Origin of the sequence: Halomonas sp. KAO (genome assembly GCF_015595025.1) — a bacterium.
Classification (GTDB): domain Bacteria; phylum Pseudomonadota; class Gammaproteobacteria; order Pseudomonadales; family Halomonadaceae; genus Halomonas.
Genome location: NZ_JADNRL010000037.1, coordinates 158,106 through 170,665, shown reverse-complemented (window position 1 = coordinate 170,665; position 12,560 = coordinate 158,106). Strand labels below are relative to the sequence as shown.

13 protein-coding genes are annotated in these 12,560 nt (G+C 62.1%); 9 read left to right on the top strand and 4 right to left on the bottom strand.

All coding sequences use genetic code 11. The features are described 5' to 3' along the window. Positions 1 to 2: 2 nt before the first annotated feature. Positions 3 to 734, bottom strand: coding sequence for an oxygen-insensitive NADPH nitroreductase (nfsA, locus tag IOC61_RS16790; protein WP_195689873.1), 732 nt, complete (start codon positions 732 to 734; stop codon positions 3 to 5). A 177-nt stretch (positions 735 to 911) separates the two neighbouring features. On the opposite strand from nfsA, the gene IOC61_RS16785 reads away from it, so the two are divergent. The 3 genes from IOC61_RS16785 to arfB are packed head-to-tail and all read left to right on the top strand — an operon-like array spanning position 912 to position 2,476. Further along, the gene (locus tag IOC61_RS16785; RefSeq protein ID WP_195689872.1) at positions 912 to 1,799 is read left to right on the top strand and encodes a sirohydrochlorin chelatase; all 888 of its coding nucleotides are present in this window, start codon (positions 912 to 914) and stop codon (positions 1,797 to 1,799) included. Between the two features lie 34 nt (positions 1,800 to 1,833). Further along, positions 1,834 to 2,046, top strand: a complete 213-nt coding sequence (locus tag IOC61_RS16780; protein WP_195689871.1) for a DUF3820 family protein — start codon at positions 1,834 to 1,836, stop codon at positions 2,044 to 2,046. Positions 2,047 to 2,062: 16 nt separating this feature from the next. After that, positions 2,063 to 2,476 carry an alternative ribosome rescue aminoacyl-tRNA hydrolase ArfB gene (gene arfB / locus IOC61_RS16775; RefSeq protein ID WP_195689870.1) on the top strand — a complete coding sequence of 138 codons (414 nt, stop codon included), beginning with the start codon at positions 2,063 to 2,065 and terminating at the stop codon, positions 2,474 to 2,476. A 13-nt stretch (positions 2,477 to 2,489) separates the two neighbouring features. Here arfB and IOC61_RS16770 read toward each other — a convergent pair whose 3' ends face one another. After that, entirely contained in the window at positions 2,490 to 3,197 is a 708-nt protein-coding gene (locus tag IOC61_RS16770) for a DUF3581 family protein (protein WP_195689869.1), read from the bottom strand. 219 nt (positions 3,198 to 3,416) lie between these two features. On the opposite strand from IOC61_RS16770, the gene nhaD reads away from it, so the two are divergent. The 6 genes from nhaD to IOC61_RS17990 all read left to right on the top strand — a co-directional run bounded on the left by nhaD (position 3,417) and on the right by IOC61_RS17990 (position 10,723). Then, positions 3,417 to 4,895, top strand: coding sequence for a sodium:proton antiporter NhaD (nhaD, locus tag IOC61_RS16765; protein ID WP_195689868.1), 1,479 nt, complete (start codon positions 3,417 to 3,419; stop codon positions 4,893 to 4,895). A 223-nt stretch (positions 4,896 to 5,118) separates the two neighbouring features. Then, the gene (locus IOC61_RS16760; protein WP_195689867.1) at positions 5,119 to 5,550 is read left to right on the top strand and encodes a hypothetical protein; all 432 of its coding nucleotides are present in this window, start codon (positions 5,119 to 5,121) and stop codon (positions 5,548 to 5,550) included. Continuing rightward, the gene (locus tag IOC61_RS16755; RefSeq protein ID WP_229333210.1) at positions 5,519 to 6,721 is read left to right on the top strand and encodes an OprO/OprP family phosphate-selective porin; all 1,203 of its coding nucleotides are present in this window, start codon (positions 5,519 to 5,521) and stop codon (positions 6,719 to 6,721) included. The genes IOC61_RS16760 and IOC61_RS16755 overlap by 32 nt, the downstream gene beginning before the upstream one ends. Positions 6,722 to 6,754: 33 nt before the next feature. Beyond that, a complete protein-coding gene (locus IOC61_RS16750) occupies positions 6,755 to 9,619 on the top strand; it encodes an EAL domain-containing protein (protein ID WP_195689866.1) in 2,865 nt (954 codons plus the stop codon). Next, positions 9,616 to 10,461, top strand: coding sequence for a PEP-CTERM/exosortase system-associated acyltransferase (locus IOC61_RS16745; RefSeq protein ID WP_311430265.1), 846 nt, complete (start codon positions 9,616 to 9,618; stop codon positions 10,459 to 10,461). The genes IOC61_RS16750 and IOC61_RS16745 overlap by 4 nt, the downstream gene beginning before the upstream one ends. Continuing rightward, a complete protein-coding gene (locus IOC61_RS17990) occupies positions 10,439 to 10,723 on the top strand; it encodes a transposase (protein ID WP_195689865.1) in 285 nt (94 codons plus the stop codon). The genes IOC61_RS16745 and IOC61_RS17990 overlap by 23 nt, the downstream gene beginning before the upstream one ends. On the opposite strand, the gene IOC61_RS16735 is transcribed toward IOC61_RS17990, so the two are convergent. Together IOC61_RS16735 and IOC61_RS16730 are read right to left on the bottom strand one after the other, a co-directional pair. Next, on the bottom strand, positions 10,665 to 11,738 hold the full coding sequence (locus tag IOC61_RS16735; RefSeq protein WP_195689864.1) for a DUF3541 domain-containing protein: 1,074 nt from the start codon (positions 11,736 to 11,738) through the stop codon (positions 10,665 to 10,667). The two genes, IOC61_RS17990 and IOC61_RS16735, sit on opposite strands and share 59 nt — an antisense overlap. Beyond that, entirely contained in the window at positions 11,735 to 12,487 is a 753-nt protein-coding gene (locus IOC61_RS16730) for a trimeric intracellular cation channel family protein (protein WP_195689863.1), read from the bottom strand. Before IOC61_RS16730 ends, IOC61_RS16735 begins: the two co-directional genes overlap by 4 nt. Positions 12,488 to 12,560: the final 73 nt, after the last annotated feature.

Sequence of the window (12,560 nt, the reverse complement as noted above, 5' to 3'; positions counted from 1 at the left end):
GGTCACCTCATCTCGAAGCCGCGCTTGACCAGGAAGTCACGCATATGGGGGCGCAGCTTGGTATCGAACAGCGGAGTCAGGTTCTGTGACCAGGTGATGTCCTTGGGACCGCCCTTACGGGACTGGTAGTAGGCGTGCATGGCATCGTCGTAGGCCGCTACCAGCTCGCTGTCATCCTGGTAGCCATCCTCCTTGAGGATCGCCTCCACGGGCAGACGCGGCTTCACGTCGGGGTCGTGGGCCGGGTAGCCGAGGCACATGCCGAACACCGGATAGACATGCTCGGGCAGGTCCAGCAGATCGCTGATCTGCTGAGGGTTGTTGCGAATGCCGCCGATATAGCAGATACCCAGCCCTTCCGACTCGGCGGCCACGGCCATGTTCTGGGCCATCAGCGCGGTATCCACGCTGGCCACCAGCAGCTGCTCGGTCATGCCGCGCACCACCCGCGCCCCGGTGCGTTCGGCGGCATCGGTGGGACGCTTCATGTCGGCACAGAACACCAGGAAGGCCCCACAGGTGGCGATATAGCGCTGACCGCCGGCCAGTTCGGCGATCGCCTCGCGATTCTCCGGCTTCTTCACATGGATAATGCTGTAGGCCTGCACATGACTGGAGGTGGCCGCGGCCTGGCCGGCACTCACCAGCTCCTCCAGCAGCTCCCGGGAAACCGGCTGGTCGGTGAACTTGCGGATGGAGCGGTGGGACTTGAGCAGCTCGATGGTTGGGTTCATGAGTCCTCTCTGCTGATGTCACGTATGACGAGTGGCTTAATAAACGCCGAGTGGCTTAATAGACGCATTGTTCCACGATACGAGCTCCCCTTGTACCGCCTTTCCCCGCCTCGCTTTTCAGCGACGGCGGCGCCGGCTAGGGTGAGGCCTCCCAAGGCGACCATCTCGAGGCCCTGCATGCAACGCATTCTACTCGTCGACAATGGCTCCCTTCGCCCCCAGGCCGTGCTCAACCTGCGCCGCCTGGCCAGCGCCCTGGCCGCGGCAACCGGGGAGCCGGTGGAAGCCGCCTCGCTGCTGCACTCCCACAAGGTCCCGGCCGAGCAGCTGGAGGGCGAGCCGGCGGCGACGCTGGGCCCGCTGGCCGAGCGTCTGGCGGCGGAGGGGGTAACCGAGCTGGTGATCGTGCCCTTCTTCTTCGGCCCCAGCCAGGCGCTGACCCGCTATCTGCCGGAGCGCCTGGCACAAGTGCAGGAAAGGTACCCGAACCTCGGCATCAAGGTAACGGCGCCGCTGGTGGACACCCTCTCGGGGCTCGACCTGCGCCTGGCCCGGCTGCTGGCCGATAACGTGCGTGAGGTCATGGCGCGCCGGACGATGAGCGAAAGCCAGCCGCCGAAGGTGGTGCTGGTCGACCATGGCAGCCCGATGCCCGAGGTCACCGCGGTGCGCAACTATGTGGCCGGGCAGCTCGGCGTGCTGCTGGCCGACGAGGCCGACTGCGTCACCTATGCCTCCATGGAGCGCCGGGATGGCGATGCGTATCGCTTCAATGAGCCGCTGCTGGCCGACCTGCTCGCCGCGAAGGCGCTGGCCGGCAGCGAGGTGATTCTTGCCATGCTGTTTCTCTCCCCGGGGCGCCATGCCGGCGAGGGCGGCGATATCGCCGAGATCTGCGACCAGGCCATGGCCGCCTCCCCCGGCCTGCGCGTGGCCACCACACGCCTGGTGGGTGAGCACGCCGGCATCCTCGAGATCCTCGCCAGCCGCGTGGCCCAGGGACTATCGGGAGATGGGCTGCTTGTGGAACTGCCGGCCATGGGCAAGGCGACCCGATCCCGGTAGCATGGCCGCCCCCCACCATCGACGAGGTGACAACGTGAACCCCGAGGACCTGCTGACCCTGGTCAGGCTGCGCATGCCCTTCGGCAAGTACCAGGGGTCGCTGCTCGCCGACCTGCCGGGGCCCTACCTGGCGTGGTTTGCCCGGGAGGGCTTCCCGGACAGCGAGCTTGGGCGCCTGCTCGCGCTGATGCACGAGATCGACCACAACGGCCTGGGCGGCTTGCTCGAGCCGCTGCGCGGCACCTGACCCGTAGAGATCCCTTATGCTGAAAATTTCCAACAGCGTGGAGCTTGGCGACTGGGAGATCGAGTTGAATGCGATTCGCTCCCAGGGCGCCGGCGGTCAGAACGTCAACAAGGTGGCCACGGCGATCCATCTACGCTTCGATATCCAGCGCTCCAGCCTGCCCGCCTTCTACAAGGAGCGGCTGCTGGCGCTCGGCGACCAGCGCATCAATCAGGAGGGTGTGGTGGTCATCAAGGCCCAGCGCTTTCGCACCCAGGAGCAGAACCGCGAGGATGCCCTGGCTCGGCTGCGCGAACTGATCCGTGAGGCGGTGAAACAGCACAAGGTGCGCAAGCCCACCCGGCCGACCCGCGGCTCCCAGCGTCGCCGGGTGGACAACAAGACCCGCAAGGGCAAGACCAAGGCCCTGCGGGGCAAGGTGAAGGTGTAACGTTAGGCCCCGTTCAAGCCTCGTAGGCGGCCTTGAGGCGATAGAACTCGGCGACGATCTCGTCCATGGCCTCGGCGTCGTAGTCACACAGACCACTGACCACCAGCTTCTTGGAGCCTGTCCCCACCTGCTCGCCTTCGGACTGGATGCTGAACTCGAGCAGGGTGTCGCCACGCTTGCCATTGACCTCCAGCGAGGAGTCGAGCAGCTCGAGTAATGGCGTCAGACCCTCGAGGCGCTCCAGACAGAAGCCCATGCTGTCGTAGATCACCAGCGGCCGGCGCGGATTGAACATCACGCCCTTCTCTTCCATCAGCGGCTTGAGGTAGTGCGGAAAGTTCTTGCCCGAGAACGAGACATAGCAGCGGGTGAAGGCCTCCACTATTGCCTCGTCGTGGGTGGTCGCCCCGCTGCGTGAGACCTCCAGATAGGACTTGCCGGCGTCGTCACAAACGCGAATCTGTCCGTCGGCATGCTCCTGGAAAACCAGTGGAACGCCGTCACCCACCATGCTGAGGAAACGAAACTCCATGCGCTGTGAGAGGCCAAAACGCGCCAGCACCAGGGCGAACAGCAGGTCCCCGGGTACACAGAAGCGGCGTGCCTCCGGGTTATGAATCGGGTTGTAATCGCCGGCGACTCCCTTGGCGAATCGACTGGCCTGCTCCGCCGTGATGGTGAGACGGTCCCCTGCCAGCGTATGAAATTCATCGAGAAACATGCGTCACTGCCTGCGTCGTTGGCGATCCGAAAGCGGCCGGCGGCTGCCGGATGGCAGATGATGCCATAAAACGAGCCAGGAGGGAGGCCGAGGTCGTCTGAATGCACCACTACTCCTTTGGTGGTAAGGCTTTGCGCCTATATTGCGCTGCACTACAGGTGTTAGAATATGCGCGCTTTCTCACCCTTCCCACGAACCTCGTTTTCGGAATCCAACGCCATGTCATCCTACGGATACCCCACCCTACGGCCCCGGCAACCCGCCTGGTGGTCGGGATGTCTCGTGCTTGTCTGTCTACTGTTCAGCCCCGCCGCCTTCGCGGTGACCGGCGAGCTGGATCTCACCAGCTCCGTGGTCGGTGTTATCGCCGTGAGCATTTTCGTCCTCGCCTATGCGCTCGTCATGGGCGAGGAGAAGCTGCACATGCGCAAGTCCAAGCCGGTGCTGGTTGCCGCCGGTATCATCTGGGCGCTGATCGGCTGGGTCTATGTGCAGGCCGGCATGCCCACCGAGGCCGAGCACGCCTTCCGCGAGACCCTGCTCGAATTCACCGAGCTGATGCTCTTCCTGCTGGTGGCGATGACCTACATCAATGCCCTGGATGAGCGCCGCGCCTTCGACGTTCTGCGCAGCTGGATGGTGCGCAAGGGCTTCACCTATCGTCAGCTGTTCTGGATCACCGGCAGCCTGGCCTTCGTGATCTCGCCCATCGCCGACAACCTGACCACCGCGCTGCTGATGTGCGCCGTGGTGACCAAGGTAGCCGAGGGCGACAAGCGCTTTATCAACCTGGCCTGCGTCAACATCGTGGTGGCGGCCAACGCCGGCGGTGCCTTCAGCCCCTTCGGCGATATCACCACCCTGATGGTATGGCAGGCCGGCATGATCCAGTTCCAGGAGTTCTTCGTGCTGCTGGCCCCCTCGCTGGTCAATTTCCTGATCCCGGCGGTGGTGATGACCCTGTTCATCAAGAACCGCAAGCCGGACAGCCTCGAGGAAGAGGTCTGGCTCAAGCGAGGTGCACGCCGCATCGTGCTGCTGTTCCTGTTCACCGTGGCCACCGCGGTGGCCTCTCATACCTTCCTGCATCTGCCGCCGGTCCTGGGCATGATGACAGGCCTCGGCTACCTGCAGTTCTTCGGTTACTTCCTGCGTCGCACCCTGCCCCGCTCGCTGGAGAAGAAGCGCACCCGCTACGCCCGCCGCGGCGACGACAAGAAGCTCGCCCAGCTGGGTAGCGTGGTGCCCTTCGATGTCTTCAACCGCGTCGCCCGCGCCGAGTGGGACACCCTGCTGTTCTTCTACGGCGTGGTGATGTGTGTGGGCGGCCTGGGTTACATGGGCTACCTGAGCATGCTCTCCGAGGCGCTCTACACCGGCTGGGATGCCACCTGGGCCAACATCGCCCTGGGCCTGATCTCGGCGGTGGTCGACAATATCCCGGTGATGTTCGCGGTGCTGACCATGGAGCCGGAGATGTCCCACGGCCACTGGCTGCTGATCACCCTCACCGCCGGCGTCGGTGGCAGCCTGCTCTCCATCGGCTCGGCGGCCGGCGTGGCGCTGATGGGCCAGGCCCGCGGCTACTACACCTTCATGGGCCATCTGCGCTGGGCCCCGGTGATCGCGCTGGGCTACATCGCCAGCATTGCCGTTCACCTGTGGATCAATGCCGAAAGCTTCCAGGTCTTCGGCTAAGCCCCCCGCCCGGCGGCACCGCCGCCGGGCAGCCGCGTTGAGGCGATCGCTTTACATCCTCTTCACGTCATGTAGCTTAATACGTTGAAGCCTGCCCCGGACCTCCGCGGCATTCAGCGCCCTACCCGCCCCATGACGTGACAAGAGTTCCCTTGCAGATGACACTCCTCAGCCATCTCGCCTCGCTGCCGTTTCGCGATGCCACTCGATCCGAGGGCGTGACATGGCGTGGCTGAAGGCTGCCCTGCTGTTCTGTCTGATTGCCCTGGCGGGAGGGAGAGCCATTGCCAGCGAGCAGACGATCCTGCTGGTTGCCCACGGCGATGTCACCACCCAGCATCTCACACGGGATACCACGCGAGGCATCTTCGCCATGCGTCAGCGCACCTGGCCTGATGGCCAGGCTGTACGGGTGTTCGTGCTGCCCAACAACCATCCGGTCCATGAGCGCTTCGTCAAGCAGCGCCTGACCGTCTATCCCCATCAACTGCAGCTGGCGTGGGACCGCATGGTCTTCTCCGGTACCGGCCAGGCGCCGGATCGTGTGAGACACCAGGCCGAGATGGTCGAGCGTATCGCCACCACCCCCGGCGCAATAGGCTATCTGGAAAGGGAGTACCTGGATGAACGTGTCCAAGTCATTTCGATGGATTGAAAGACACCTCGCGCCTCTGCTGGTGACGGCCCTGACGAGCCTGTCGGGACAGGCACTGGCCGACAATGGCGTGCTGGACACTCTGCAGATGCATGGTTTTCTGAGTCAGGCTCTGGTGATCACCGATGACAACAACTTCTTCGGCCCCAGCAGCGAAGGCGAGGGGAGTTTTGAATTCACCGAGATCGGCGCCAACGTCTCGCTCCGTCCCCATGAGAATGTATTAATTGCCGCACAGGCACTGAGTCGACGCGCCGGTGGAGACGGGGACGACGCCCGCCCCGTCCTGGACTACGGTATTATCGACTATCAGGTGCTGTCGAACCAGCAGCGCACTTTCGGCGTACAGGTCGGTCGTTTCAAGAACCCCTTCGGCTTCTATAACCAGACGCGTGATGTGGCGTTTACTCGCCCGAGCATTCTGCTTCCTCAGTCCATCTACTTCGACCGAACCCGATCCCTGGGCCTCTCGGCAGATGGCGCCAGCATTTACGCTGAAGAACGCTTCGATAGCGGCGTAGTCCGATTTAAAGGCGGCGTGGGCACACCCACCACTCGAGATTTGGGCACGCAACTCTTCCCGCCCAGCCTTAACAGTGAAGTAAATGGAGACACATCATCGATTGCGCAGATACTTTACGAACATAGCAACGGTCGTTTTAACGCAGCGGTAAGCACTGCAGACGTAAACCTTGATATCAACCTAGGTCCTAGCAGCGGAAAACTTAACTTCCAGCCGTGGATATTATCCTTACAATATGACACGGGGAGCTGGGCAGTAACTAGTGAATATGCGATTCGCAACCTTGAGCTTAAAGGTAGTGGCTCAATGCGCGAATCGGACCTCACTGGTGAAAGTTGGTATGTTCAATATTCAAAGCGCTTCCATGATGACTGGCAGTGGCTACTTCGTTACGACAGGCTGATCCGAGACAAAGACGACCGATCGGGAAAGAAATACGAAGAGCAGGGCCTAGGCCCCGCACACTCACGATTTGCCGAAGACATCACCATAGGCTTGCAATGGAACGTGAATCCACGCGCCCTTCTCGCGGCCGAATATCATCACATTGATGGTACTGGATGGTTACCACTTCAGGACAACCCGGATAGCTCAAAAACAGAGCGCTACTGGAGCATGCTACTGTTTCAATTCTCGTTGCGTTTCTGACGACCCCATACTCCAGACCTGGACTCCATAGAGATGACTGTTCCTTCATCCCTGCAGCTCCGTCATCGACTCAGTCTGACATGGCGCGTCATTGCCCTGAGCAGTCTATTGCTGGTCTGCCTCGTGGTGCTGTTCACCTGGCTTGGACATCAGAACCTGACGAATCAGTTCCAGGAGAGCCGCAACGAGGATCATGAACGCCAGCAGCGCATGATTCGCCTCGCCCTCCAGCGCTCAGCCGAGAATCTTCGCCAGCTGGCAGGGTTGACCGCGGCCACACCGCACCTGGGCCTCTCGCTCGAGGCTGGCAATACAGACGATATCGACAGGGCGTTGGCCTCCCAGTGGCCAACCCTGCAACTCGAAGCTGGCGTAGACGAGATATGGGTCGCGGACACCCAAGGGCGGCTCCTGGGTCACTGGGGCTCCAGTCGAGAAGAGGACAGCCCTCCGATCCATGCCTGGGTACAACAAGTCATAAGCACGGAAATGCCCCTCACACGGCTTAGTTGCACGAGGAACTGCCAACAGGTAGCCGCCGTTCCGATACTGGTGGAGGGTAAAAGCGTCGGCCTGGTCGTGCTCTCCCGCTCGCTGGCCGATGTGACCCGCCAGATCAGGGAGGTCTCCAACGCCGAGGTTGCCTTGCTGGTCACGGGCCCGCGGGAGGATCAGGAGCTGACCGAGGGGCGCAAGCTTGCGCCCTGGGACGGTTACCTGTTGGCGCTGACACGCCAGAAAGAGAGCCTGCCCCTGCTGCAGCGGGCCTCGCACCTCAGCCCCATCAGTGACCTGCTTCAGCACCCTGTGCAGCTGCAGGACCGGGGGCGAGACCTCGGGCTTAGTGCGGTAAGAATGAACGAGGACACCAGCGGTGGCGGTAACGGCTACTTCCTGCTGATCTCCGATATCTCCTCGCAGATCCAAGCCATCAACCAGGACACACATACCCTGATGGGAGCCGGCCTGATCGGCTGGCTGGCCGCCGAACTGATGCTGCTGCTGATCCTGCTGCGCCCCATGGCACGCCTGCGTCGTATCGCCGGCGTACTCCCAACGCTTGCCAACGGCTGCTTCGACGATGTCAGAGCTGCGATTCCCGCGACCCACTATCGGCTACCAGACGAAATCGACGTGCTGGAAGGCACCACCCTGGCACTCTCTCGCCAGCTCGAGATACTTGAAGTGGAGGTTCAGGAGCGCGGCGACCAATTGGCACAACGCGTCGATGAGCTGGCCAAGGAACGAGACTTCGTCAACAGCCTGCTGGACACCGCCCGTGTCTTCATCATTGCCCAGGACAGCCGGGGGCGGATCACCCTGGTCAACGATTACACTCGAACAATGCTCAACCTCGACGACGCCTCTCTCCTGGGTCGCCATTTCGTCGACTTGTTCGAGGCCGGTCGCCCCTCGCCGGTAAACAACGTCGATATTCCGCAGCAGGAAGAGCGGAGCCTACATATCTCCGGGCAGCGTCCGTACACCATCGCCTGGTACCATGCCCCCCTGCCCTCGGGCGGCGACGAGGGCAAGTCACGAATCTCGGTGGGGCTCGATATCACCAAGCGCAAGGCCGCAGAGGCGCGCCTGACCTGGCTGGCCGAACGCGACCCCCTGACCAAGCTCTATAACCGACGCTACTTCCAGGACGCCCTACAGATGGCGCTCTCGCGCGAGTCGCAAGGTGCAGTGCTGCTACTGGATCTCGACCAGTTCAAGGAGGTCAACGAGCTGAGCGGCCACCATGTCGGTGACCGTCTGCTGCGCGAGGTGGCCAACACTCTCTTGCGAAACCTGGGGCATCGCGGGGCTATCGCCCGCCTGGGAGGCGACGAGTTCTCGCTACTGCTGGAGCATGCCGATGCGGACCAGGCGATTCAGGTTGCCCAGCACATCGACCAGCTGCTCGATAACCTGGGATTCACTGCCACAGGACGACGCCATCGGGTGACCGCCAGCATCGGCATTGCCCTGTATCCCACGCACGGCACGACACCAGCCGACATGATGGCCAGCGCCGACGTGGCCATGTACAAGGCCAAGGAGAGTGGCGTCCAGCAGTGGCACCTGCTCTCGCACTCCGAGAATGCCAAGGACGAATTGCAGGAGCGGGTGCACTGGGTCGAGTGTGTGCGTAGTGCCCTGGCAGAGGACAGCTTCGAACTGATGGTACAACCGATCATGCGGCTGGAGGATCACGACGTAAAACACTACGAGGTTCTACTGCGCATGCGCGATGCCGACGGTAGCCTGATCTCCCCTGCGGCGTTCATTCCTATCGCGGAGCGCAGCGGCCAGATCGTGAAGATCGATCGCTGGGTACTGCGCCACAGCCTGCGGGCGCTCAACCAACTGCAGGAACAAGGCATCTCTCTGGCGGTCAATCTGTCCGGACAGTCGTTGCACGATGTTGGGCTGAAGCAGTATCTGGCCGAGGAACTGGCCGCCAGCGGAGCCGACCCTCATTATCTTATCCTGGAGGTCACCGAGACCGCCGCCGTGACCGACTTTTCCACGGCACGTGGTGTCCTTCAGGCACTACGCGACCTCGGGTGTCGAACCGCCCTGGATGACTTCGGGGTAGGGTTCAGCAGCTTCCACTACCTGGGGCAACTGCCGGTGGACTATATCAAGATCGACGGGTCTTTCATTCGCAGCCTCCTGGTCAGCCAGGAGAGCCGAGTCATCGTCCAGGCCATTGCCGATATTGCCGCCGGGTTCGGCAAGCAGGCTATCGCCGAATTCGTCGACCAGGAGGCTCTCCTGCCGATACTGAAGTCCTACGGCATCTCCTACGGACAAGGCTTCCACCTGGGCAGGCCATCACTGCTTAGAGAAACATTCAAGACCACACAGCATGCCTCGCAGGGCGAGCCAAAAGGAGATAGTCGGTGAAAGGTGTCACAACAAAAAACCAGAAAATGGTCATGTCCCACTCCTCTGGTAGCGGTATCGGCATCAACCCCGACCAGCTCTTCGATAACTTTAGCTTAATAATAGCTCATACTGCCTCGCAAAAAGAGCGTGCCTTCTCTCTCCGTCATGCGGTTTTCCATGAGGAACTTCACTATGATATAGGAGAGAAAACAAACAGCCCAATAGAAAAGGACGCGTATGACCATAACTCTATACTATGCCTGCTTCAACACAAGGAAAGCAATATAGATGCAGGCTGCTTGAGGGTGGTCACCATAGACAACAACCCCAACCATCCGGTTAACAACCTGCCACTTGAAGAGTACAGTGGAGACAGCTTAGAAGGCTCCGACTTTCATCCAGCCTTTTATCCAAAAAACCAGCTTTGCGAGGTTTCCAGGCTTGCCGTTCATCCAGGCTTCAGAAAAAAAACCTCCCCCCCCACGGGAACAATAGGCGAGGATATAAGCAATATTGTCTCTAAAAACAACGGAAATCAGACTGCATTAATAAGCTTGAGTCTATTTCTTGCCGCAACCGCCATCGTAGGAATTTCAGGACGCCGACATGTCTTTGCCATGATGGAGCCGAGATTTAACAGATTGCTAAAACTCTCGGGGCTTCGTTTTCAAAAAGCGGGAGAAACCATTGATCACTGCGGATTGAGAGCGGCGTATTATATCGATCAGAAGCAGGCAGAAAGCGACCTCCCAGACAGCATCAAACCTCTGTATACGCGAATAAAAAGCTGCCTGGAGCAGCAGCTTAGCCTTCACGATCGCGACAAGGTCAGGGCCCATGGCCTTTACCAGGAAGTGTAGGGCTTCGCCTGCAAGCCCTGAATTCAAGCAACAGGTGCCCGCCTGGTTGGTCGCTGCCCCAGTGGCCGAGGCGCTGAGGCCGACGCACGGCATGAGTCCGATCACGGCGATGACGATGCTCGCCGAACTGGACATCACCCTCTTCGGCTCGCCCCGTCAACTGATGGCCTACCCGGGCCTGGGAGGCAAACCAGAACCAATCTTTAGAGGGCCGGCCAGGCAGGCCCCGTATACAGTCGCCCTTGCCACCCAAGCACCATGATCGCCAGCACATTGCGGTGCTCGCCCCCCTCCAGGTCGGTGCTGCCGTCCGGCGAGGGAATCATGCCGCTGGCGGGGTCCACCGCCGCGGCCAGGGCATCGCGTACCCGGTCCACAAGAGGGTGCCCCTCGCGGCCCGCGAGCAGGAAGCTCAGCGCCACCTCCGCCTGGATATCCTCGGTGGCATCGCGCATGATCCGCTCGGACTGTTCCGAGAAGGCTTCGAGTATCCAGGCATACGCCTCGGCATCCACCTCCTGCTGGTAGTAACGGCTGGCGCCAATGACGAAATGTGTCAGCCCGTAGAGCCAGTTGCGATACTCGGCGGTCGACAGGAGCGCCAGAGTGTCCGGGGGATAGCGCCGCCGGAAGGCGGCCTCCACCTCCCGGCGCAGATCCATCACGCCGAGCTGGTGAAGGAAGTGCACCTGATTGGCGACCTGGGCGGCATAGACCTCCAGCACTTCAGCGTCCGTCAGGAACGCCTCCCAGGCTAGATCTTCCAGATAGTCCAGCGCCCGCTCATGGCCGGGAACCTCGTCCAGCATGCCGTGGTAGTGCGCCTGCACCAGTCGGAACAGCAGCCCCTTGGCATAGGCGAACTCGCCCCACCGGGTGAACATCTCGGCCCGGGCACGCTGTTTTGCGGTGCGCCGCGGGTACCCCTCGACGCTCTCTCTGGCGAGCCGTTCGATCTGCCCTGGCACTGCGAGCTCGGCAATCTCGGCCTCCAGGCGCCCCGCCAGGTGCAGCATATACTCACGGTTGGCCGGCAGGTAACGCTCCTCGCCGGTCACTCGGTAGAGGCGCTGGGCGTAGTGGCGGCGCTTGCCGCCGGAGAGTTCGGGGAGCACGGCTTCATAGGTCGCCCGGATTCGCTCCGCCGCCAGCCGGTGGCGTTCGGCCGGGCCGGCATCGGGCTGCTGCACGGCACAGGCCGAAAGCTGCAGCGCCAGCACACAGAGGGCAAGCCATGACAGCTGCCGCGCGTGGAGGCTGGGCAGGGGCAGGCTCATGAGCGATTCTTCCTGCGCCGTGACTGCTCGGGACGAATCATGCGGACTCTTACCTTGGGCCGTGGTGGCTCGGCAGGCGGTGCCGGCGGCTCGCCCTTGGCGACCGGCGGAGATGGCTCGGGAGTTCTAGGGATCTCCACCCAGGCGAAGGTCGGCAGTGCCAGATGCCAGTGAATGGCGGCCAGACGGATGCCGAGAGTCGTCAGCAGCGACAGGGCAATGGCCAGGGGGCCGGGAGCCCCGAACGCATCCAGACTCACATAGGCGGTTCCACCGGCGATCGCCGCGGTGGCGTAGATCTCCTCACGCAGCACCATGGGCACACGGCGCGCCAGCACATCGCGCACCATGCCGCCGGCCACCCCGGTCATCATCCCCATCAGTACGGCCACCAGCCCCGACGTCCCCATCTGGAGCGCCTTGTGGGCACCGATCACCACGAACAGCGCCAGCCCGAAGGCATCGGCCACCGGCAGGAAGCCGCGCGAGAGGCGGTGGATATAGTGGAACCCGAGGATGGCGAGGGCCACCGTGGCCAGGATGACCCACAGGTAGGTCGGGTCGGTGACCCAGAATACCGGCCGTACACCGAGCACGAGGTCGCGCAGGGTGCCTCCACCGATACCGGTCACGGCGGCCAGCACCAGCATGCCGAAGGGGTCCATGCTCTTGCGGCAGGCCAGCACCACCCCCGACAACGCAAAGACAATGACTCCCGCCAGGTCCAGCCAGTAGATCAACTCACTCACGGTATGCCCTCTCCCGCTGGTCCGGCCTCAAATGGCCGCACAGCATAGACCATGTCACACGACTCCGAAGGAG

Coding starts and splice junctions, on each gene's coding strand:
- nfsA (WP_195689873.1), bottom strand. CDS start 734: ATGAACCCAACCATCGAGCTGCTCAAGTCCCACCGCTCCATCCGCAAG.
- IOC61_RS16785 (WP_195689872.1), top strand. CDS start 912: ATGCAACGCATTCTACTCGTCGACAATGGCTCCCTTCGCCCCCAGGCC.
- arfB (WP_195689870.1), top strand. CDS start 2,063: ATGCTGAAAATTTCCAACAGCGTGGAGCTTGGCGACTGGGAGATCGAG.
- IOC61_RS16770 (WP_195689869.1), bottom strand. CDS start 3,197: ATGTTTCTCGATGAATTTCATACGCTGGCAGGGGACCGTCTCACCATC.
- nhaD (WP_195689868.1), top strand. CDS start 3,417: ATGTCATCCTACGGATACCCCACCCTACGGCCCCGGCAACCCGCCTGG.
- IOC61_RS16760 (WP_195689867.1), top strand. CDS start 5,119: ATGGCGTGGCTGAAGGCTGCCCTGCTGTTCTGTCTGATTGCCCTGGCG.
- IOC61_RS16755 (WP_229333210.1), top strand. CDS start 5,519: ATGAACGTGTCCAAGTCATTTCGATGGATTGAAAGACACCTCGCGCCT.
- IOC61_RS16750 (WP_195689866.1), top strand. CDS start 6,755: ATGACTGTTCCTTCATCCCTGCAGCTCCGTCATCGACTCAGTCTGACA.
- IOC61_RS17990 (WP_195689865.1), top strand. CDS start 10,439: ATGGCCTTTACCAGGAAGTGTAGGGCTTCGCCTGCAAGCCCTGAATTC.
- IOC61_RS16735 (WP_195689864.1), bottom strand. CDS start 11,738: ATGAGCCTGCCCCTGCCCAGCCTCCACGCGCGGCAGCTGTCATGGCTT.